The sequence below is a fragment of the Metapseudomonas cellulosilytica genome (genome assembly GCF_049334135.1).
Taxonomy (GTDB): Bacteria; Pseudomonadota; Gammaproteobacteria; order Pseudomonadales; family Pseudomonadaceae; genus Metapseudomonas.
Map to the genome: position 1 here is coordinate 127,118 of NZ_JBHZGN010000016.1, position 20,480 is coordinate 147,597.

Here is a 20,480-nt window from a genome sequence, read left to right on the forward strand (position 1 = left end):
GGAAGCCCCGCAGGGCGGACCTGCGGCCCGCTTGGCGATTGAAATCGCCCCTACAGAAAAGCAGCTCCCGATCTACGAATCGCTCACCGTAAAGAACCCCTTACGCCTTCCGCTTGCACAGCCTTGCGGAAAAAACCTGAGCACACAGACAAGCCAGGGCGACGCCAACTAGAATGTCGCACCACTCGTTAGCTGCCTAAGCAAGGACATTCCATGGCCACCGCCGACCCGCGCCGCGGGTACATCCTGGGGCTCACCGCCTACATCATCTGGGGACTCTTTCCGCTCTACTTCAAAGCCATCCAGAGCGTTCCGGCGCTGGAGATCATCGTCCACCGCGCGCTCTGGTCCGCCCTCTTCGGCGCGGCCCTGCTGCTGGTCTGGAAGCACCCCGGATGGCTGCGGGAACTGCGCGAAAACCCGAAGCGCTTCGGCATACTCGCCGCCAGCGGGATACTCATCGCGAGCAACTGGCTGATCTACGTCTGGGCGGTGAACAACGGGCGGATGCTGGAGGCGAGCCTCGGCTACTACATCAATCCGCTGGTGAACGTGCTGCTGGGGATGCTGATCCTCGGCGAGCGCCTGCGCCGCCTGCAGTGGTTCGCCGTACTGCTGGCGGCCATTGGCGTGGCCCAGCAGATCTGGCAGGTGGGTGCGCTGCCCTGGGTATCCCTGGCCCTGGCGCTGACCTTCGGTTTCTACGGGCTGATCCGCAAGCAGGCCCCGGTCAGGGCCCTGCCCGGCCTGGTGGTGGAAACCTGGCTGCTGCTACCGCTGGCCATCGGCTGGCTGCTGCTGACCCCAAGTGCCAGCTCCGCCCAGGCGAGCTTCTGGTCAAGCCCCGAGGCCCTCTGGCTGGTCGCCGCCGGCCCCATCACCCTGGTGCCCCTGGTGAGCTTCAACGCCGCGGCGCGCCACCTGCCCTACACCACCCTGGGCTTCCTCCAGTACATCGCGCCGACCCTGGTGATGCTGCAGGCGATCTTCCTCTTCGGCGAGCACTTCGACCCGAGCAAACTCCTGGCCTTCGCCTTCATCTGGGCGGGCCTGGCCATCTACAGCGTCGACGCCTGGCTCACCCTGCGGCGCAACGCCTGAAGCCCGCCCCCGCGGTGGATCGATGAAGCGAGATCCACCCTACAAAGGCCGGAACCCGGCGGGTGGAAATCCGCGCGGCGGATTTCCACCGTCGGGAACCATGCACTGGCCCCTCACTTCTCCTTGTGCAGGTTCAGCTCCACCATCAGCTCGTCTGCCAGGCTCTCCAGCTTGGCCTGCAGCACGTCCAGTGACAGCGTCAGGGGCACCGCCAGCACCGCCTCGGCGTGGAACAGCGGCTCACTGCTCATGGGCGCCGGCATCACCTCGGTGACCAGGCTTTCCAGGTTGACCCCCAGTTCCGTCAGCAGCCGGGTGATATCACGGACGATCCCCGGCCGGTCGTTGCCCACCAGGTCCAGCAGAATCGGTTTCCAGGTGCAGGCCGGCTCGATGCCGCTCTGCGCCAGCATCACGCGGATGCCATGGGCACTCAGCCCCTGCAGCCCCTCCACCAGTTCGTCATAGCCTTCGGCCGGCACTGCCACCCGCAGTATCCCGGCGAACTGCCCGGCCATGCGCGACATGCGGCTCTCCAGCCAGTTGCCGCCGTGGGCGGCGATGCACTGCGCGACGCGTTCCACCAGCCCGGGCTGGTCCGCCGCAATGACCGTCAATACCAGATGATCCACGCTCGACTCCTTATGTTGGCAAACAGCGCCGGACCTCAGATGAGGCTCAGCCAGTACGTGTAGAACAGGTCGTCCTGCTTGTAACCCAGCCGTTCATAGAGTGCCTGGCCGGCCAGGTTGGTCTTCGCGGTTTCCAACTGGATGCCGCAGGCGCCGCTACGTTCGGCATGGGCGCGGGCGGCGTTCATCAGCGCCTCCCCCACACCCCGGCGCCGGACAGTGGGCACTACATAAAGATCGCTCAACAACCAGGCCGGTGCCAGCGCCAGCGACGAGAGAAAGGGATAGAGCTGGGTGAATCCCAGGGCCGTGCCGGCGTCGTCGCGGGCGATGAAGAGTGTCGAGTCGCCCTGTTCCAGGCGCCGTTCGAGGAACGCGCGGACTTCATCTAGTGGCCGCGGCACCTGGTAGAACTCCAGGTAGCCGCAGAACAGCGCGGCAAGATCATCAAGATCGGCGAAGGTGACGGCATGTACGGGCATGACGGGCTCCGGAGCGAATTGCGGGGAGTATAGGAAAACCCCGGAAAACCACCGCAAAGCCCCATGCGACGGCCTGTCGCAGTTCCGCCGAAAAATAAATCGTGTACATTTTTCAGATTTAACTGGAACAATGCGCCAGTTTTTTGAGAACATTCTGCACGCCGTCGTGACCGTAAACCAGCTTTTAGTCGCATAGCGACGCGACCCCACTGATTTTCACGACGGCTTCATGTAGTATGCCGCGCTTCGGACTACAAGAAGGGAAACCCCCGGTCCGAGCGGATATTGAGCAGAGTGAGGCAAGCAATGACTGAGCGCGTTCAAGTCGGTGGCCTTCAGGTCGCCAGAGTCCTGTTCGACTTCGTGAACAACGAAGCCATCCCTGGAACCGGCATTGCGGCCGAGAAGTTCTGGGCCGGTGTGGAAGCCGTCATCAACGACCTGGCTCCGAAGAACAAAGCCCTCCTCGCCAAACGCGATGAACTGCAGGCCAAGATCGACGCCTGGCATCAGGCGCGTGCCGGCCAGGCTCACGATGCCGTGGCCTACAAGGCGTTCCTCCAGGAGATCGGCTACCTGCTGCCGGAACCGGCCGACTTCCAGGCCACCACCCAGAATGTCGACGAAGAGATCGCCCGCATGGCCGGCCCGCAGCTGGTGGTTCCGGTGATGAACGCGCGCTTTGCCCTGAACGCCGCCAATGCCCGCTGGGGCTCGCTCTACGACGCGCTGTATGGCACCGACGCCATCAGCGAAGAAGGCGGCGCCGAGAAGGGCAAGGGCTACAACAAGGTTCGCGGTGACAAGGTGATCGCCTTCGCCCGCGCCTTCCTCGACGAAGCCGCGCCCCTGGAAGGCGCCTCCCACGTCGACGCCACCGCCTACGCCGTGAAGAACGGCCAACTGGCCGTGACCCTGAAGAACGGCAGCGAGGCCGGCCTGAAGAACGCCGGCCAGTTCATCGCCGTCCAGGGCGATGCCGCCAAGCCTGCCGCCGTGCTGCTGAAGAACAACGGCCTGCACTTCGAAATCCAGATCGATGCGTCCAGCCCCATCGGCCAGACCGACGCCGCCGGCGTGAAAGACGTGCTGATGGAGTCCGCCCTGACCACCATCATGGACTGCGAAGACTCCGTAGCCGCCGTCGACGCCGACGACAAGGTCGTGGTCTACCGCAACTGGCTGGGCCTGATGAAGGGCGACCTGGCTGAATCCGTCAGCAAGGGCGGCCAGACTTTCACCCGCACCATGAATCCGGACCGCGTCTACACCAAGGCCGATGGTTCGGAGCTGACCCTGCATGGCCGCTCCCTGCTGTTCGTGCGCAACGTCGGTCACCTGATGACCAACCCGGCCATCCTCGACGCCGCCGGCAACGAAGTGCCGGAAGGCATTCAGGACGGCCTGTTCACCGGCCTGATCGCCCTGCACAACCTGAAGGGCAACACCAGCCGCAAGAATACCCGCACCGGCTCCATGTACATCGTCAAGCCGAAGATGCACGGCCCGGAAGAAGTGGCCTTCGCCACCGAGATCTTCAGCCGCGTCGAAGACGTCCTCGGCATGCCGCGCAACACCATGAAGGTCGGCATCATGGACGAAGAGCGCCGCACCACCATCAACCTCAAGGCCTGCATCAAGGCCGCCGCCGAGCGCGTGGTGTTCATCAACACCGGCTTCCTCGACCGCACCGGTGACGAGATCCACACCTCCATGGAAGTCGGCGCCGTGGTGCGCAAGGGCGCCATGAAGAATGAGAAGTGGATCGGTGCCTACGAGAACAACAACGTTGACGTCGGCCTGGCCACCGGCCTGCAAGGCAAGGCGCAGATCGGCAAGGGCATGTGGGCCATGCCGGACCTGATGGCCGCCATGCTCGAGCAGAAGATCGGCCACCCCATGGCTGGCGCCAACACCGCCTGGGTACCCTCGCCGACCGCCGCCACCCTGCACGCGCTGCACTACCACAAGGTCGACGTGTTCGCCCGCCAGGCCGAGTTGGCCAAGCGCGCCCCGGCCTCGGTGGACGACATCCTGACCATCCCGATGGCGCCGAACACCAACTGGACCGCCGAAGAGATCCAGAACGAACTGGACAACAACGCCCAGGGCATCCTTGGTTATGTAGTGCGCTGGATCGACCAGGGCGTCGGCTGCTCCAAGGTGCCGGACATCAACGATGTCGGCCTGATGGAAGACCGCGCCACCCTGCGCATCTCCAGCCAACTGCTGGCCAACTGGCTGCGCCATGGCGTAGTCAGCCAGGCACAGATCGTCGAGAGTCTGGAGCGCATGGCCGCAGTGGTCGACCGCCAGAACGCCAACGACCCGCTGTACCGTCCGATGGCGCCGAACTTCGAAGGCAACGTGGCCTTCCAGGCCGCGCTGGAACTGGTGGTGGAAGGCACCAAGCAGCCCAACGGCTACACCGAGCCGGTCCTGCACCGTCGTCGCCGCGAGTTCAAGGCGAAGAACGGTCTGTAAGGCCAGACCTCAAAAAAAAACCGCCCTTCGGGGCGGTTTTTCTTTGTGTGGCTGCCGGCTTCATTTGTAGGGGCGAATTCATTCGCCAAGCAGGTCGCAGACCTGCCATTCGGACCTCCAGGAGGCAGCTTCGCCGCCCTTGGCGAATGAATTCGCCCCTACCGAGAAACCGTCCCGGATCACATTGCCGAAGACATAAAAAAACCGCCTGTCCCTGGCGGTTTCTTATGCGCTCTTCAGCGCGATGACTTTGGCTTTGGCCTTCGTTTTCGCCGGTCTGGGTCGCACCTGGGGTGGCGGGGCCTTGGGTTCGGGCGGGGCGCCCAGCTCGTTGCGCACCAGGTTGACCAGGCGGCTCATGTCCACTGGCTTGAGCAGGAAGTCCACCACCTTCATGTGCATCGCCTCGATGGCGTCCTGCACATCGGCATTGCCGGAAACGATGATGACCGGCAGGGTCGCCCGCGCCGACTGGCGCACCTGGCGCACCAGTTCCAGGCCGCTGCCGCATTGCATGTGGAGTTCGGTGATCATCAGGCCGATGGAGGGCCGTGTCACCAGAAGCGCCAGGGCCTGCTCGCCGCTTTCGGCGGTGATGCACGGGATGCCCTTGGCGACCAGCGCATCGGCCAGGAGATCGCGTCCGGCCTCGTCGTCGTCCACCAGCAGAACGCTGGGCGGCGCATCGGGCACGCGCATGATCTCATCAAGCGCTTGCAGCTCGGCCTCGCTCAGCAGGTCACCGTAACTCATGGGGTTCTTCCTCGATGGGGCCTTCCCTAGCAGGCCCAACTCCCCTCGCTAATAAGCTTTAGCACGGGGCACGGAGGTCGGATGCGCAAAATGCACGCAAGTTCCCATCCAGAATGCAGCATCCGCCGAACGGTAGCGTTTTGCCCCTGCCCGCCGACGGCTTGCCAATGCTTAGACTTACGTCCAATTTGTCCCACCGGCTGCCCAGCGCAGCATGATCCATCCAACAAGAACAGCAGGCAGGTCCATGAACAAGGCAGATGCCTTTGCCCAGGCCGGCAAGCAGGCGGTGATGCAGAACATCCACGGCACCATGGAGTTCCTGCAGAAATATCCGCCTTTCAACCAGATGGAAAGCGCCCACCTCGCCTTCCTCGTCGAGCACTGCCTGCTGCGTTTCTATGCCGCCGGCGAATCCATCATCAAGCCCCAGGACGGGCCGGTGGAGCACTTCTATATCGTCAAGCAGGGCCGGGTCGTGGGCGAACGGCCCCACTCGGCGCGACGCGGCACCGAGACCACCTTCGAGATCGCCAGCGGCGAGTGTTTCCCCCTGGCCGCCCTGCTCGGCGAACGCGCCACCCGTACCGAACACCTGGCCGGCGAAGACACCTTCTGCCTGCTCCTGGGCAAGGCCGCCTTCATCAAGCTGTTCGCCCTCTCCAACCCCTTCCGCGACTTCGCCCTGCGCGGGGTCAGCAGCCTGCTCGACCAGGTCAACCAGCAGGTGCAGCTGCGTGCAGTGGAAACCCTCGGCGCGCAGTATTCCCTCGACTCCCGCCTCGGCGAACTGGCGGTGCGCCAGCCCATCTCCTGCCTGCCGCAACTGCCGCTGCGAGACGCCGTGCGGCTGATGCACGAGCAGCAAGTGGGCAGCATCGTCATCGTCGACGCCCGGCAGCGCCCGCAAGGCATCTTCACCCTGCGCGACCTGCGCCGGGTGATCGCCGACGCCAGCGCCGACCTGGCCCAGCCCATAGCCGAGGTCATGACCCAGGCGCCCTTCCACCTGCCACCCGAGGCCAGCGCCTTCGATGCCGCCCTGGCCATGACCGAGCGCCATATCGCCCATGTCTGCGTGGTGCAGGACGAACGCCTGCTGGGCGTGGTATCGGAGCGCGACCTGTTCTCCCTGCAGCGGGTCGACCTGGTGCACCTGGCGCGCACCATTCGCCACGCCGGGCGGGTCGAAACCCTGGCTGCCCTGCGGGGCGAGATCCAGCGCCTGGTGGACAACATGCTCGCCCACGGCGCCAGCTCCACCCAGATCACCCGCATCATCACCCTGCTCAACGACCACACCGTATGCCGGGTGATCGAGCTCACCCTCGAGGAAATGGGTGATCCGGGCATTCCCTTCACCTGGCTCTGCTTCGGCAGCGAGGGACGCTGCGAGCAGACCCTGCACACCGACCAGGACAACGGCATCCTCTTCGAGGCGACCGGCGCAGCCGAGGCCGCGGCTATCCGCGGGCGCCTGCTGCCGCTCGCCGAACGCATCAACCAGTCCCTGGCGCAATGCGGTTTCGAGTTGTGCAAGGGCGGCATCATGGCCGGCAACCCGCAGCTCTGCCTGTCCCGCACTGAATGGAGCCGGCGCTTCGCCGGCTTCGTACGCGAGGCCACGCCGGAAAACCTGCTGGGTTCGAGCATCTACTTCGACCTGCGCGCCGTCTGGGGCCCCACCGAGGGTTGCGAGGCGCTGCAGCGCGAACTGCTGGTGCTGGTGGCGGACAACAGCATTTTCCAGCGCATGCTGGCCGACAATGCCCTGCGCCAGCGTCCGCCGGTGGGCCGTTTCCGCGATTTCGTGGTGGCCCGCAAGGGTGCCGAGAAGGACACCCTCGACCTCAAGGTCCAGGGCCTGACACCCTTTGTCGACGGTGCCCGTCTCCTCGCACTGGCCCACGGCATCAGCGCCTGCAATACCCTGGAGCGCTTGCGCCAGCTGGTGGAGCGGGACGTGGTGGATGCCCAGGACGGCGCCGCCTACGAGGAGGCCTACCACTTCATCCAACTGACCCGCATGCAGCAGCATCAGCACCAGGCACGGCAAGGGCTGCCCTATTCCAACCGGCTCGACCCGGACAGCCTCAACCACCTGGACCGGCGCATCCTGCGCGAGTCATTCCGCCAGGCCCAGCGCCTGCAATCCAGCCTGGCGCTACGCTACCAGCTATGAACGTATTTCCCTGGTTCACCCGCCGCACCCCACTGGCCGCGGAACTCGCCGCCCGTCGCGACCGCCTGCCCGATCCCCAGCCACTGGATGACCGGCCCCTGCGGGATCAGCGCTTCGTGGTACTGGATCTGGAAACCAGTGGCCTGAACATGAGCCGCGACCTGGTGCTGTCCATCGGCGCGGTGAGCATCCATGACGGCGCCATCGACCTGGGCAGCCAGTTCGAATGCACCCTGCAGCGCGATACCGGCAGACTCAGCGCCAGCGTGCTGATCCACGGCATCGCCCCGAGCGAGCTGGCCGCCGGCGTCGAACCGGCCGAAGCCATGCTGGGATTCATGGAGTTCCTCGGGGACAGCCCGCTGCTGGCGTTCCACGCCACCTTCGACCAGCGCATGCTCGGCCGCGCCCTCAAGCAGGACCTCGACCATCGCCTGCGCCACAATTTCCTCGACATCGCCGAACTGGCGCCCCTGCTCTGCCCCGAGGCGGGGATTCGCAATGGCGGCCTGGACGAATGGGTGGACTACTTCGGTCTGCAGGTCCAGCAGCGCCACAACGCCAGCGCCGATGCCCTGGTCACCGCCGAGATCGCGCTGATCCTGTTCAGCCGGGCTCGCCGCCAGGGGCTGGAAAGCCCGGCGGCGCTGGCATCCGCCCTGACCAAGTGGCAGCGCCGGCAACAGGCTCCCGCCTTCTGACCCTCCCGACAGCCAGTAATTGCGGCCACTGCCCGGTCTTTGCGATCATTCGCGAATCGTTCTCGCTTTGATTTAGCTTATTGGGTTGTACCGGGGGATGCGGTGACTGTTGGGGACTCCACTAACCACCAGATGGTGGAACTGCTCTATCGCGATCACCGCGCCTGGCTGTTCGGCTGGCTGCGCAAGAACCTGAGCTGCCCGCAACGTGCCGAGGACCTCGGCCAGGACACCTTCGTGCGCCTGCTGAACAAGCCGGAACAGCTGCGCTTGCGCGAGCCGAGGGCGCTGCTCGCCACCATCGCCCGTGGCTTGATGATCGACCACTTTCGCCGCAGCGCCCTGGAGCGGGCCTACCTCGACGAGCTGGCCCTGGCCCCCGAAGAAGTCCAGCCCAGCCTGGAAGACCAGGCCCTCGCCCTGGAAACCTTGCGCGAGATCGATCGCCTGCTCGGCAAGCTGTCCGCCAAGGCCCGCGCCGCGTTCCTCTACAACCGCCTGGACGGACTGGCCCACGCCGAGATCGCCGAGCGCCTCGGCGTCTCCGTGCCGCGTGTACGCCAGTACCTCGCCCAGGGCCTGCGCCAGTGCTACATCGCCCTCTACGGGGAGCCGGCATGAACAGCGGCCCGGTTTCCGCGCGGGTCCTGGACGAAGCCATTGGCTGGCAGCTCCGCCTTGGCTCAGGCGAAGCCGGCGATCAGGAGCGCCACGCCTTCGACCGCTGGCACGCCGCGCACCCGGAACATGCCCGCGTCTGGGCCCAGCTCGGCGCCCTCGACGCCCACCTGGCCCCGGCCGCGCCGGCCCCCGCCCGCCGTGCCCTGCTGCGCGCTGACGACCAGGCGCGCCGGCGCCTGCAGCGCGTCGGTCGCGGTTTGGCGGGCATGTTCCTGCTGGCCGGCCTGAGCCTCGGCCTGCTCGCCCAACTGCGTCCGCTCGGTGATTTCCTCGCCGACGAGATGACCGCCAGCGGCGAGCAACGCGAACTGCAACTGGCCGATCGCACCCGCGTCCGCCTGAACAGCCGCAGCGCCCTGGACATCGACTTCAACGCCGAGCAGCGGCGGATCATCCTGCGCAGCGGTGAAATCCTCGTGGAAACCGGTCACGGCGATCCTCGCCCCTTCGTGGTCGCCACGGGGGACGGCGACCTGCGCCCGCTGGGTACCCGCTTCCTGGTGCGTCGCGAGGCCGAGGGCACGCGACTGGTCGTCCTGCGCTCGGCGGTGGCGGCCCATCCGGCTCGGGCCGACGATCAACGCATCATCCGTGAAGGCCAGCAGGTCCTGATGCACGGCCATGCACTGGAAGCAACCAAGGCCGCGCCGCCGGCCGCGGGCGCCTGGAGCCGGGGCATGCTGGTGGTGGATGACGTACGCCTGGCCGACCTGCTGGAGAGCCTCGGCGAGTACCGCCGCGGCTACCTGGGCGTCGATCCGGCCATTGCCGACCTGCGCATCAGCGGCAGCTTCCCGCTGCACGACAGCGACCGCGCCTTGGCCGCCCTGCCGCCGAGCCTTCCGGTGAGGATCGCGCGCTACAACGACTGGTTCGTGCGGGTGGTGCCGAGGGAATAGGTCGCCCTCCCTTTTCATTTGCAGAGCACAGGCCGTTCGGAGGTATTTTCGAACCCTGGGCGACCATTCGGCGTCGATTGTGGAGGAACCTGCGACTCGGAGGTCGCCGCCATGATCCGCACATTCGCCCTTGCCCTCTGTACCGCCCTGCTCTGCGGGACGGCCTGGGCAGCCGACGTCACCTACTACCCCGTGCCGACGGGAACCGGCCCGCGCGACGTGGCGCCGGCCACCGATGGACGCGTCTGGTTCACGGCCCAGCGCCTGGGCTGCGTCGGCCTCCTCGACCCCATGACCGGCCAGAGCCAGCTGATCCCCCTGGGTGTCGGTTCATCGCCACGAACCCTGGTGGTCGACCAGGAAGGAGCGGCCTGGATCACCGACCCGGGCCTCGACGCGCTGGTGCGGGTCGACCCCACCGACCTCTCGGTACGCAGCTTCCCCGTCAATGGCACGGTGACCGGCACCGGCCTGGAAGGCATCGCCCTGGATCGTGACGGCGATCTCTGGTTCACCGGCCAACGCGGCTTTATCGGCCGTTTCAAACCGGCCACCGGCAGTGTGGAAATCTGGCCGGCGCCGGGCGGTCCCGGCCCCGACGGCATCACGGTGACGCCCAGTGGCGAGGTCTGGTACGCCAACCAGCATGCCCGCCATATCGCCCGCATCGACCCGACCACCGGCCACGCCCAGGTGGTCGCGATACCAGACGACAGCGCCGGGCCACGCCTGATCTGGGGCGATTCGCGCGGCACGCTGTGGGTCAGCGAGGCCGGGAATGGTCGACTCAGCCGGTTCGACCCGCTGGGGGAAACCTGGAGCAGTTGGCCGCTCCCCGGCGGCAACGCCGATGCCCATGCCCTCTACGTCGACGATCAGGAGCGGGTCTGGCTGAGCGATTTCCGCGCCAATGCCATCCTGCGCTTCAATCCGTTCAGCCGCCTCTTCGCCAGCTTCCCCAGCGACAGACCCGGCGCCCAGGTGACGCAGCTGTCCGGCCGCACGGGCGAAGTCTGGGGCGCGGAGTCGGCCCAGGACAGGCTGGTGATGATCCGCTACTGAGTCGTGCGGCGCGCGTTTCCCTGTGGGGGCGAATTCATTCGCTGAGGGCAGCGAAGCTGCCCATTGCCCAAGCCTCGCAGGGCAGCCCTTCGGCCTGCTTGGCGAATGAATTCGCCCCTACATGCCCGGCTGCAATCGAATGCGGTATAACTGCGCCAATAGACCGCTGCATCCGTCGAGGGACCCCGCATGAGCGCCAGCCAGACCCTGTTCTTCTCCCCCACCTCACCCTACGTTCGCAAGGTCATGGTGCTGCTCCACGAAACCGGCCAGCTGGACAGCGTCACCCTTCACGGCGTCACCCTGACCCCGCTGAACCCCAGCGCCGAGGTGAACGAACACAACCCCGCCGGCAAGATTCCCGCACTGCTGCTGGCCGACGGCAGCGTGCTGCACGACAGCCGGGTGATCCTCGACTACTTCGATCACCAGCACAGCGGCGAGCCGCTGATCCCCCGCGACGGGCCGACACGCTGGCGGCGCCTGACCCTGGCCTCGCTTGCCGACGCGGTGCTGGATGCGGCGATCCTGGTGCGCTACGAAACCTTCCTGCGCCCCGAGGACAAACGCTGGGACGACTGGGTACTGGGCCAATGCAGCAAGATCGATCGCGCCCTGGAAACCTTCGAGCAGGCCGCCGACGAACTGGGCGACCGCTTCGATGTGGCCGCCATCAGCACCGCCTGTGCCCTGGGCTACCTGGACTTCCGCATGCCCGACCTGAACTGGCGACGTGACTGCCCCAAACTGGCGACCTGGTACTCAACCACCAGCCAGCGGCCGTCGTTGCAGGCCACGGCGCCGACGCACTGATTCCAACCCATCGCGCAGGCGGGGCAGGCTGGCGCTGAACAGCCTGTCCAGCTCCGCCGCCAGCTTCGCCCCGCATTCCTGGTCCTCACGCAACCCCACCCGCCTCAATTGCCGCTCCCCGGCTGGGCGCGGCCGACGCCATACCAGTCCAGCTTGCGGGTGAGCACCATCACACAGGCGAGCAGTCCGAACACCAGCAGCGAGCCCATCAGCAGTGCGTAGTCCTCGGCGCTGAGCAGGCCGTAGAGCATCCCGTAAAGCGCCGCCAGGGCCAGGGTGAAGCCGGCGCCGCGCAACCAGCTGTGCAGCACATGGCTGACGTAGAAGCCCACCAGCGACACACAGGCCGAGGCCGAGATCGCGAAGGCCAGGGCAAACTCCAGGTGCTCGGAAAGCGACAGCAGGAGCAGGTAGAAGAACGCCAGGGCCAGGCCCACCAGGCCGTACTGCACGGGATGAACCGCCAGGCGCTTGAGCACCTCCACCAGGAAGAAGCCGGCGAAGGTCAGGGCGACGAACAGCAGGGCGTATTTGATCGCGCGATCGGTCTTCAGGTACTGGTCCACCGGATCGACGAAGCTCACTCCGAAGTCCCGCGAATTGAAGGCATTGCACTGGCTGCCAGCTACGCATTCGGCGAGCGCCTCCTGCAGGTTGGTGGCGAAGAAGCTGGTCTGCCAGATCGCATTGAACCCCTTGGCGCCGATGCTGCGTTCACTGGGCAGGAATTCACCGATGAAGCTCGGGTGCGGCCAGGAGGAGGTCAGCTCCACCCGCGAATCGCGGCCCACCGGGGTGATGCTCAAGCTGGAGGTGCCCTGCAGCTTGAGCTCGAAGGCGAAGTCCAGGTTCTGCGCAACGTTCGCCTGCAGCGGCGCCAGGACAACGTGCACACCGCCGTCGAGCAGACGGTCGCCACTGCCGGGCTGGAAGTCCAGGGTCTGGCCGTTCAGGCGCAGCGTGAGGGCATTGCCGATGCCGCGGATATCGCTGATGCCCACCGCCAGAAAGGGCTGCTCGAAACGGTAGTCCGCCAGGTCCCGGTCGATGCCATAGTTGGCCGGCACCCGGAGCTGCCCGCTGACCTGGCTGTCGCTCTTGTACAGCCGCGCCTTGTAGATGCCCCGGGCACGCTGCTCGGTCTCCACGGTGCCGGTCAGGTTGAAACGCTCGGGCAGGAAGTAGAGCCGGCCGCTCACCTCACGCTCCTCAAGGCGGCGCTGACCAGTCTGCTCGTAGGTCTTCCATTCGCGAATCGTGCGCTTGTAGGGCACCACCAGGATGGGCCCGGTGATCCGTTGGCTGTAGCTGGAACTGCGGGCGACGTTGGCCAGCACGCCGTCGCGCGCGGCCTGACGCTCGTCGATCAGGCCGTCGATCAGCATCAGCGGAATCATCAACAGCAGCATCAGCAGGGCGATGGTGCCCAGCTTGAAACCCAGGGTACGGGTCATGGCGACTCTCCTTGTGTTGGGATAGCGAGAGTCTGCAGGGCCCGTCGGGTGGGTTTATGGAGGCTTCATGGAGATTGTGTGGGGATTGGGGCGGGGCGCTTTTCCTGTAGGGGCGAATTCATTCGCCAAGCAGGCCGAAGGTCTGCCCAGCGGGCTCCATCGGGGCAGCTGCGCTGCCCTTGGCGAATGAATTCGCCCCTACAATGAATTCGCCCCCACAAGGTAACCATCGCTAAGCGGGCAGCATCACGCCCCGCGAATGTACTGCTCCAGGTGATGGATCAGGCTTTCCTGCTCGGCGGTGATGTCCCGCACCAGGTCGCGGATGGAGAGCAGACCCACCAACTTGCCGTTGTCCAGCACCGGCAAGTGCCGCAGGTTCTTCTCGGTCATCAGCTGCATGCAGTACTGATTGCTGTCGCGCAGGGTCACCACGAAGAGGTTGGAGGTCATCACCTCTTCGATGGTGGTGGCGTAGGCCGAGCGTTCCAGGGCGGCGACCCGGCGCACGAAGTCGCGCTCGGTGACGATGCCCACCAGCTCGCCACCCTTCATCACCACCAGCGCGCCGATGTCCTTCTCGGCCATCAGCAGGGCGGCTTCCAGTACGGTGGTCGTGGGCTCCACGCTGAAGATCCGGGTATGGGACTTGGCTTTGAGAATCTCGGCGACTGTTTTCATCCGGCAGCTCCTTGAAGGGCCTGTGTTTCTTGTAGACGAAGCTCGACGCTGTGCGTCAGTGCCAAATCAAGAATCAAGCCAAAACCTGGTTACAAGGTGGAGACGCCCGTCGAAAGTCGGGGCGCCGTCCTGGTCAATTTATAGCCGAAGGCGGATGCGACCGGCGTCGCCGGGCGGCGGCCGCATATCAATCCGCGACGACTGGAAGTCGCAGACAGGATTCCACGCCGCCCTCGCGGTTCACCACCCGCAGCTCGCCGCCGTGGAGCCCGGCCACTTCCTGCACAAAATTGAGGCCGAGCCCCGTGCTCTTGCGCCCCGTTGCGGGGCGCGGCAGGGAGTAGAAGCGCTCGGTCAGGCGCGGCAGGGCGAATTCGGGGATGGCCTCGCCCTGGTTGTACAGCCGCAGCTCCAGCCAGGCGCCCTGCCGCTCGGCGTCCAGCCGCAGCAGGCCACCGGCCGGGGTGAAATCCAGGGCATTGTCCAGCAGGTTGGCCAGGGCCTGGCCAAGCAGGAAGCGTTCGCCCAAGGCGCACAGTCCTGGTGCGATCCGGTTCTCCACCTTGAGGCCGGCCGCCTCGATACGCGCCGCCTGGGCTTGCAGCAGCGTCTCGGCCAGCTCGCGCAGGGCCACCGGCACCCGCTCTTCCAGCCCCTGGCGCTGCTCCACCCGGGCCAGGTTGAGCAGGCGGTCGACCAATTGCTGCAAGCGCGCCCCCTCGTTGCCGATATTGGCCACGAAGCGCTGCCGCTGCGCCGCCGGCATATCCCCTTCCAGCAGCTCGGCGGCACCACGGATGGCCGCCAGCGGGCTCTTCAGCTCGTGGGTCAGGGTGTGTACGTAGCGCTCGACATAGGCTTTGCCTTCCAGCTGGGTACGCATCCGCTCGACGGCAGTGGCCAGCTGACGCAGTTCGCCGCCGCTCATGCCCGGCAGCTCGGCGCGCTGGCCCTCGCTCACCGCCTGGGCGTAGTCGCGCAGGCGCCGCAGCGAGTGGCTGAGCCACCAGGAGAGCAGCCCGCCCAGCAGCAGTCCAAGGCCGATCAGGCCGGCACCGAGCCAGGCCAGGCGCCGCTGCGAGCGCTCGATGTAGGGCTGCAGCGAGGTATTGGGCTTGGCGACCGAGACGACACCGATGATCCGCTCGCCGTCGCGGATCGGGGCGGCCACGTACATGACCGAGGAATCCGGATCGTTCGGGTCCTCGCGGGTGGAACGGGCGCCGTACTGGCCGCGCAGGGTCAGGTAGACGTCGTTCCAGCGCGAATAGTCCTGGCCCACCGCCACGTCGCTGGAGTCCAGCAGCACCACGCCGCGGGCGTCGGTGACGTAGATACGGTGGTTGACCCGGGTCTTGCGCACGCCCCAGATGTCCGCCCCCGGCTGGCGCTGGCCGTAGGCACGCAGCAATTCGGGAAGCCGACTCCGGTTCAGGGTCCCATCGCGCACCTGGTCACGGAGGATTTCCGCCAGCAGGTTGGCGGTATCCACCAGGGTCTCCTCGGTGGACTGGCGCACGCCGGGGCGGATTTCGTCCATCACCGTACTCAGCACGAACCAGCCGGCCAGCCCGACGAAGAGGAAGTAGGCCAGGAAGATGCGCACGCCCAGGGGCATCAGGCGCGATCCGGCGAGTAGCTGTAGCCCAGGCCGCGATGGGTCTGGATGGCTTCGGCGGCCGGCGCCACCTGGCGCAGCTTGGCGCGCAGGCCCTTGATGTGGCTGTCGATGTTGCGCTCGTAGCCGACCTCGGCGGCCACGCCCAGGGCATCCAGCAATTGCTCGCGGCTGAATACCCGTTCGGGCTGCGCCAGCAGCGCCTGGAGCAGGCGGAACTCGTGGCGGGTGAGGCCCAGGGGCTGGCCGTGATAGTGGATGCGCACTCGTTCGGCGTCCACCTGGAATGGCCCGTTGGCCGCCAGGACGGGAGCCGGTGCGCGAGGTGCCGTGCGCTTGAGGATGGCCCGCACCCGCGCCGCCACCTCGCGCGGGCTGAACGGCTTCACCACATAGTCGTCGGCACCGATTTCCAGGCCGACGACCCGGTCGACCTCGGCATTGCGCGCGGTGAGGAACAGCACCGGCACCTCGGAGAAACGCCGCAGCGCCTTGCACAGCTCGAAGCCGCTGGTGTCCGGCAGGCCGACGTCGAGGATCACCAGGTCCACCGTCTGCTGGCGCAGCAGCTCCAGGGCCGAACCGCCCAGGCTCAGCCAGGTGGTGGCGTTGCCGTCGGCCTCCAGGGCGTAGACCAGGGTGTCGGCGATGGCGGCTTCATCTTCGACGATGAGGATATGGGGCATGGGCGTCCCGGCTCATGGAATTGAGGCCGAAATTGCCGCAAGGCCGCTACCTCGTCAATCAGCACTGCGGCTTGCCGGCGGTGAACTTGCGGCCAGGATAGACGGCGGCCTTGAACTCGCGCAGGGCCTTGGAGCCGATCAGCAGCGGGTAGTTGAAGCTGGATCGGTCGGTGAGGTTGACCTCCACCGTGCGCTTGACCCCGCCCAGGCACATTTCCATGTCCACCACCGGGCGCTTGGAAATCTCCGCCGAGGGCGCCTCGTCCTCATCGCCCAGCTCGTCGGCGCGGTTCTTGATCTTGCTGATCCGCGACAGGCGATGCTCGTACAGCGTGTCGTCGGCATCCTTGGTGGCCAGGCGGAAACGTACCCATTCTTCGCCGTCGCGCTTGAAGCGCTCGATGTCCTTGGCCGAGAGGGAAGCGGTAAGGGCGCCGGTGTCCATCTTGGCCTTGAAGGTCTGGCCGATCTCGGGCAGGCGCACGTATTCGTAGCGGCCGTAGAGGGTGGGTTCCTGGGCGGCAACAGCGGGCAGTGCCAGCAAGGCCAGCAGGGCAATCAGGGGTTTCAACACAGTGTCTCCTGGTTGAGGGGTACGGTTCTGGGACTGACCGGATGGGCAAAAGGTTCGCCATCGGCGAGGCAGCGGCTGCCCGGAAGCATACTCGCCCCCTGGCGGCGAGCAAGGCCCGGCCCCGGGAGGACCGCTCGTCGCGCCGCCGGCGACTGCGTATCATGGCGCACATCGCAAGCGGACGAGGAGCCGAGGAGCCATGCGGGCACTGCTGACCGGAATCGCCACCACGCTGCTGCTCTTGCTGAACACCCTGATCCTGATCGGCCCGATGCTGGCCATCGCCCTGCTCAAGCTCATCCTGCCGGGCCAGCGCCTGCGCGATACCTGCTCACGCGCAGTGATGTGGATCGCCGAAGCCTGGGCAGAGAACTGCAAGCGCATCTTCGCCGCCTTCACCCCCACCCACTGGGATATTCGCGGTGGCGACGGGCTGCGCAATGACAACTCCTACCTGGTCATCAGCAACCACCAGTCCTGGGTGGACATTCCCGCGCTGGTCCAGGCGTTCAATCGCAAGGCGCCCTACTTCAAGTTCTTCCTGAAGAAGGAACTGATCTGGGTGCCTTTCCTCGGCCTGGCCTTCTGGGCCCTGGACTATCCCTTCATGAAGCGCTACAGCAAGGCCTTCCTGGACAAGCACCCGGAAATGAAGGGCAAGGACCTGGAAATCACCAGGGCCGCCTGCGAGAAGTTCAAGCGCATGCCGGTGACTGTGGTGAATTACCTGGAGGGCACCCGTTTCACCCCCGTCAAACATGCCAACCAGGACTCGCCCTACCGGCACCTGCTGAAACCCAAGGCGGGCGGCGTGGCCTTCGTGCTGGCGGCCCTGGGCGAGGAGCTGGACGCCATCCTCGACGTCACCCTGGTCTACCCCGGCAAGGGCGTGCCGGGCTTCTGGGCGCTGCTCTGCGGCCGGGTCCCCCGGGTGGTCATGGATATCCGTACCCGCGAGCTGGACCCGGCCCTGTGGCAGGGCGATTACGAGAACGACGGGGAATTCCGCCAGTACGTGCAGGCCTGGGTCAGCCGGCTCTGGCAGGAGAAGGACGCGCGCATCGGCCAGTTGCGCGCGGAATTGCAGGGTTAGGCGCAAGGCCTACCCCGCAGCGCTTCAGGTCGACAGACCGTTCACCGGCGGCTGGTGCACGGGGGCCTGCTGGATGGGTGCCTGCTGGACCGGGGTCTGCTGGATCGGCGCCTGCTGCAACCCCGGGGTCACCGGCGGCACCGTCCACTTCCACAGGTTGCTCAGGCTCGCAATCAGGTCGTTGGCCATGCCCTGCTGGCCGAGGAAGGAGAGGATCAGCGGGGTGAAACGGCCGATCAGGCCACTGTCCATCCCCAGCGAACCGAAGGCCTGGCTCACATCCGCCATGTTGTTCATCTTCTGCCCGGCGAGCACGCCGGACTGACTGCCCAGGGCGTTGCCCGACTGCTGGCCGAGCAGGCCGCCGATACTGCTGAGCAGGCCCTGGGTATTGGGGTCGGTGAGCATGCCCACTCCCGGCACCGCCTGGTCCAGCTGGGCGAACTGATCCGCGGGAAGGTTGTTGCGCGCCAGGCCGAACAGCGCGGCCGCGCCACCCAGGGCCTGCTCCGGGGTGATCTGCAGTTGTCCACCCAGTTGCTCCAGCAAGGCCGCCGATTCCGCCGGCGCGATGCCCGGCCCCTGCTCCTGATGACTATCGGTCCCGCTTGCGGATGCAGCGGCGACGATGTCGCCCAGGGTAACGGCGAACACCGGACTGGCGGCCAGGCTGAGCAGGACGGCCAGGGTCAGGCTTCGGGGAGTGTGCATAGGTCGACCTCGTGGAAGAATCCGCGCCGGGACACTGCGTTCCGGCCGGTGAGCGGAGGCTCGGCAATATGACTGCGGGGATGGCCTCGGCGTTCCCGGCACTTTGTCGGCAGTTGCCATACCCGGCAGAGAACCTTGTAGGGGCGAATTCATTCGCCAAGCAGGCCGCAGGTCTGCCATGGAGTCCCAGCAGCCTCGAACTACCCTCACCCCCAGCCCCTCTCCCAGAGGGAGAGGGGAGCAGTCCGTGCCAGTTTCAGCATTTCTGTAGGAGCGAATTCATTCGCGAAGACGGGCTGCCGGCCTGCGCTGAACTAGCCTTCAAGAACCATCCTCTCCGGTCTATCGCCATGAGCGAAACCCGCCTTGCCGAACTCGATGCCGCCCTCCCGGGCCTGGCCCGCAAGATCCGCGTGCTGGAGGCCATCGCCTGGCCCGACGGCATCGAAGAGCGATTCCTCGCCGACTGGCGCGCCGGTCGTCCGCAGCTGCCCGAGGTCACCCTGGCCCCTCGGGACCACAGCGCCGATGTCGAAGCCCTGGAGTCCCTCGCCGGCCAGTGCGACACCGGCCACCCGGCCGGCGCCTTCCTCGCCGCCACCGCGCGCAGCTATGCCTGCGCCGGATGCATGCTGGGGGCCATCGGCACGCCGGCGTTCACCGACTATTCCGCGCGTCTCTACCAGCGCCCGGACCACTACTACGAACGGCAGCAGATGACGCCCCTGGATGCGGCGCGCTTCTTTCTCGACACCACCGACGCGCTGCTGGACAGCCGCAGCATCCCCGCCACACAAGCGAACATCCCGGCCGAGGACTTCGCCGTCTGGATGCGCGCCGAGGTGGATGCCTTCTTCGGCCCCGGCCAGGTGAAGGTGGTGCTGGACCCGGACCTGGCCTCCAAGGCCATCGCCGGCGCCACCCGCATCCGCCTGCGCGCCTCGGCACGGTTTTCCGAGCTGGACAAGGCGCAGTTGCTGCAACACGAAGCCTTCGTGCATGTCGGCACCGCCCTCAATGGCCGCGCCCAGCCGCGCCTCGCCAGCCTGGCCCTGGGCGCGCCGCGCACCACCCTGACCCAGGAAGGCATCGCCATGCTCGCCGAGTTGCTCACCGGCAGTATCGATATCCAGCGCCTGCGCCGCATCGCCCTGCGGGTGGTGGCCGTGCAGCAGGCCCTGGATGGCGCCGACTTCATCGAGGTGTTCAAGGGCTTCCTGGACGCCGGGCAATCGGAAGAGGAGTCCTTTCGCTCGACCCAGCGGGTGTTCCGTGGCGCTGATGTGCGCGGCGGCGGTGCCTTCACCAAGGACGCCTGCTACGTGATCGGCATGCTCGGCGTGCACACCCTGTTGCGGGTGGCGGTGCGCGACAACCGCCCGGAACTGCTGCGCCAACTGTTCGCCGGACGCATGAGCGCAGGCGATGTGGTGCGCCTGGCGCCGCTGTTCGAATCCGGCTGGCTGGAACAGCCGCGCTACGTGCCGCCCTGGGCGTCCGACTTGCGCCGCCTGGCGGCTGCCCTGGCGTTCTCCGCCTTCGTCGGGCGGATCAAGCTGGAGGCGGTGAGTCTCGAGCGCTTCGTGGAATTGGAGGAGGAGTGACGTCTGGGGGCGAAATAATCTGTAGGGGCGAATTCATTCGCCAAGCAGACCGCAGGTCTGCCCGTCAGACCTCAGGGGGCAGCTTCGCAGCCCTTGGCGAATGAATTCACCCCTACAAGGAAACCTGCCCCGGAATACATCAAAAAAAAAGGTTCTTCGCGGAGTCTGGGGGAAGAGCGAGTTGACAGTCAGGGAAGTGGGTAAATTGGCAGTCGCCAAACACACCAACCCCCACTCCCTGCTGCCGCCGTGCATCCTATTGATCTTGC

At 66.3% G+C, this 20,480-nt stretch carries 18 protein-coding genes and 1 pseudogene; 10 read left to right on the plus strand and 9 right to left on the minus strand.

The window, feature by feature from the left end; translation table 11 throughout:
- Positions 1 to 213: 213 nt before the first annotated feature.
- Positions 214 to 1,101, plus strand: coding sequence for an EamA family transporter RarD (gene rarD / locus ACFW0H_RS20100; protein WP_422915625.1), 888 nt, complete (start codon positions 214 to 216; stop codon positions 1,099 to 1,101).
- A gap of 113 nt (positions 1,102 to 1,214) precedes the next feature.
- On the opposite strand, the gene ACFW0H_RS20105 is transcribed toward rarD, so the two are convergent.
- Both ACFW0H_RS20105 and ACFW0H_RS20110 read right to left on the minus strand, forming a co-directional pair.
- Positions 1,215 to 1,733, minus strand: coding sequence for a glycine cleavage system transcriptional repressor (locus ACFW0H_RS20105; RefSeq protein ID WP_422915626.1), 519 nt, complete (start codon positions 1,731 to 1,733; stop codon positions 1,215 to 1,217).
- A gap of 35 nt (positions 1,734 to 1,768) precedes the next feature.
- Complete coding sequence (locus ACFW0H_RS20110; protein WP_422915627.1) at positions 1,769 to 2,215, minus strand: GNAT family N-acetyltransferase; 447 nt, start codon at positions 2,213 to 2,215, stop codon at positions 1,769 to 1,771.
- Positions 2,216 to 2,521: 306 nt separating this feature from the next.
- Here ACFW0H_RS20110 and ACFW0H_RS20115 point away from each other — a divergent pair, with 306 nt between their 5' ends.
- A complete protein-coding gene (locus tag ACFW0H_RS20115; RefSeq protein WP_422915628.1) occupies positions 2,522 to 4,699 on the plus strand; it encodes a malate synthase G in 2,178 nt (725 codons plus the stop codon).
- Between the two features lie 315 nt (positions 4,700 to 5,014).
- Here the strand turns inward: ACFW0H_RS20115 and ACFW0H_RS20120 are convergent.
- Positions 5,015 to 5,452, minus strand: a pseudogene (locus tag ACFW0H_RS20120) (response regulator); the annotation flags it as partial.
- Between the two features lie 247 nt (positions 5,453 to 5,699).
- Between ACFW0H_RS20120 and ACFW0H_RS20125 the strand changes: the two are divergent.
- From ACFW0H_RS20125 to ACFW0H_RS20150, 6 genes are all read left to right on the plus strand, one after another.
- Positions 5,700 to 7,634 (plus strand): putative nucleotidyltransferase substrate binding domain-containing protein, encoded by a 1,935-nt coding sequence (locus ACFW0H_RS20125; protein WP_422915629.1) that lies wholly within the window; start codon positions 5,700 to 5,702, stop codon positions 7,632 to 7,634.
- Complete coding sequence (locus ACFW0H_RS20130; protein WP_422915630.1) at positions 7,631 to 8,335, plus strand: 3'-5' exonuclease; 705 nt, start codon at positions 7,631 to 7,633, stop codon at positions 8,333 to 8,335. The genes ACFW0H_RS20125 and ACFW0H_RS20130 overlap by 4 nt, the downstream gene beginning before the upstream one ends.
- 102 nt (positions 8,336 to 8,437) lie before the next feature.
- The gene (locus ACFW0H_RS20135; protein WP_422915631.1) at positions 8,438 to 8,956 is read left to right on the plus strand and encodes an RNA polymerase sigma factor; all 519 of its coding nucleotides are present in this window, start codon (positions 8,438 to 8,440) and stop codon (positions 8,954 to 8,956) included.
- A complete protein-coding gene (locus tag ACFW0H_RS20140) occupies positions 8,953 to 9,915 on the plus strand; it encodes a FecR domain-containing protein (RefSeq protein ID WP_422915632.1) in 963 nt (320 codons plus the stop codon). The genes ACFW0H_RS20135 and ACFW0H_RS20140 overlap by 4 nt, the downstream gene beginning before the upstream one ends.
- Positions 9,916 to 10,026: 111 nt before the next feature.
- The gene (locus ACFW0H_RS20145; RefSeq protein ID WP_422915633.1) at positions 10,027 to 10,977 is read left to right on the plus strand and encodes a Vgb family protein; all 951 of its coding nucleotides are present in this window, start codon (positions 10,027 to 10,029) and stop codon (positions 10,975 to 10,977) included.
- A 189-nt stretch (positions 10,978 to 11,166) separates the two neighbouring features.
- Positions 11,167 to 11,790, plus strand: coding sequence for a glutathione S-transferase family protein (locus ACFW0H_RS20150; protein ID WP_422915634.1), 624 nt, complete (start codon positions 11,167 to 11,169; stop codon positions 11,788 to 11,790).
- 104 nt (positions 11,791 to 11,894) lie between these two features.
- On the opposite strand, the gene creD is transcribed toward ACFW0H_RS20150, so the two are convergent.
- The 5 genes from creD to rloA2 all read right to left on the minus strand — a co-directional run bounded on the left by creD (position 11,895) and on the right by rloA2 (position 16,800).
- Complete coding sequence (gene creD / locus ACFW0H_RS20155; RefSeq protein ID WP_422915635.1) at positions 11,895 to 13,244, minus strand: cell envelope integrity protein CreD; 1,350 nt, start codon at positions 13,242 to 13,244, stop codon at positions 11,895 to 11,897.
- A 246-nt stretch (positions 13,245 to 13,490) separates the two neighbouring features.
- Positions 13,491 to 13,925 carry a CBS domain-containing protein gene (locus ACFW0H_RS20160; protein ID WP_422915636.1) on the minus strand — a complete coding sequence of 145 codons (435 nt, stop codon included), beginning with the start codon at positions 13,923 to 13,925 and terminating at the stop codon, positions 13,491 to 13,493.
- Between the two features lie 187 nt (positions 13,926 to 14,112).
- The gene (creC, locus tag ACFW0H_RS20165; protein ID WP_422915637.1) at positions 14,113 to 15,543 is read right to left on the minus strand and encodes a two-component system sensor histidine kinase CreC; all 1,431 of its coding nucleotides are present in this window, start codon (positions 15,541 to 15,543) and stop codon (positions 14,113 to 14,115) included.
- On the minus strand, positions 15,543 to 16,229 hold the full coding sequence (gene creB / locus ACFW0H_RS20170; RefSeq protein WP_422915638.1) for a two-component system response regulator CreB: 687 nt from the start codon (positions 16,227 to 16,229) through the stop codon (positions 15,543 to 15,545). Before creB ends, creC begins: the two co-directional genes overlap by 1 nt.
- Before the next feature lie 58 nt (positions 16,230 to 16,287).
- Positions 16,288 to 16,800, minus strand: coding sequence for a retropepsin-like aspartic peptidase RloA2 (gene rloA2, locus ACFW0H_RS20175; protein ID WP_422915639.1), 513 nt, complete (start codon positions 16,798 to 16,800; stop codon positions 16,288 to 16,290).
- A gap of 202 nt (positions 16,801 to 17,002) precedes the next feature.
- Here rloA2 and ACFW0H_RS20180 point away from each other — a divergent pair, with 202 nt between their 5' ends.
- Positions 17,003 to 17,896: an acyltransferase gene (locus ACFW0H_RS20180; RefSeq protein WP_422915640.1), complete on the plus strand. Its 894-nt coding sequence runs from the start codon at positions 17,003 to 17,005 to the stop codon at positions 17,894 to 17,896.
- Between the two features lie 24 nt (positions 17,897 to 17,920).
- Here ACFW0H_RS20180 and ACFW0H_RS20185 read toward each other — a convergent pair whose 3' ends face one another.
- A complete protein-coding gene (locus ACFW0H_RS20185; protein WP_422915641.1) occupies positions 17,921 to 18,607 on the minus strand; it encodes a DUF2780 domain-containing protein in 687 nt (228 codons plus the stop codon).
- A gap of 350 nt (positions 18,608 to 18,957) precedes the next feature.
- On the opposite strand from ACFW0H_RS20185, the gene ACFW0H_RS20190 reads away from it, so the two are divergent.
- Positions 18,958 to 20,211 carry a flavohemoglobin expression-modulating QEGLA motif protein gene (locus ACFW0H_RS20190; protein ID WP_422915642.1) on the plus strand — a complete coding sequence of 418 codons (1,254 nt, stop codon included), beginning with the start codon at positions 18,958 to 18,960 and terminating at the stop codon, positions 20,209 to 20,211.
- Positions 20,212 to 20,480: the final 269 nt, after the last annotated feature.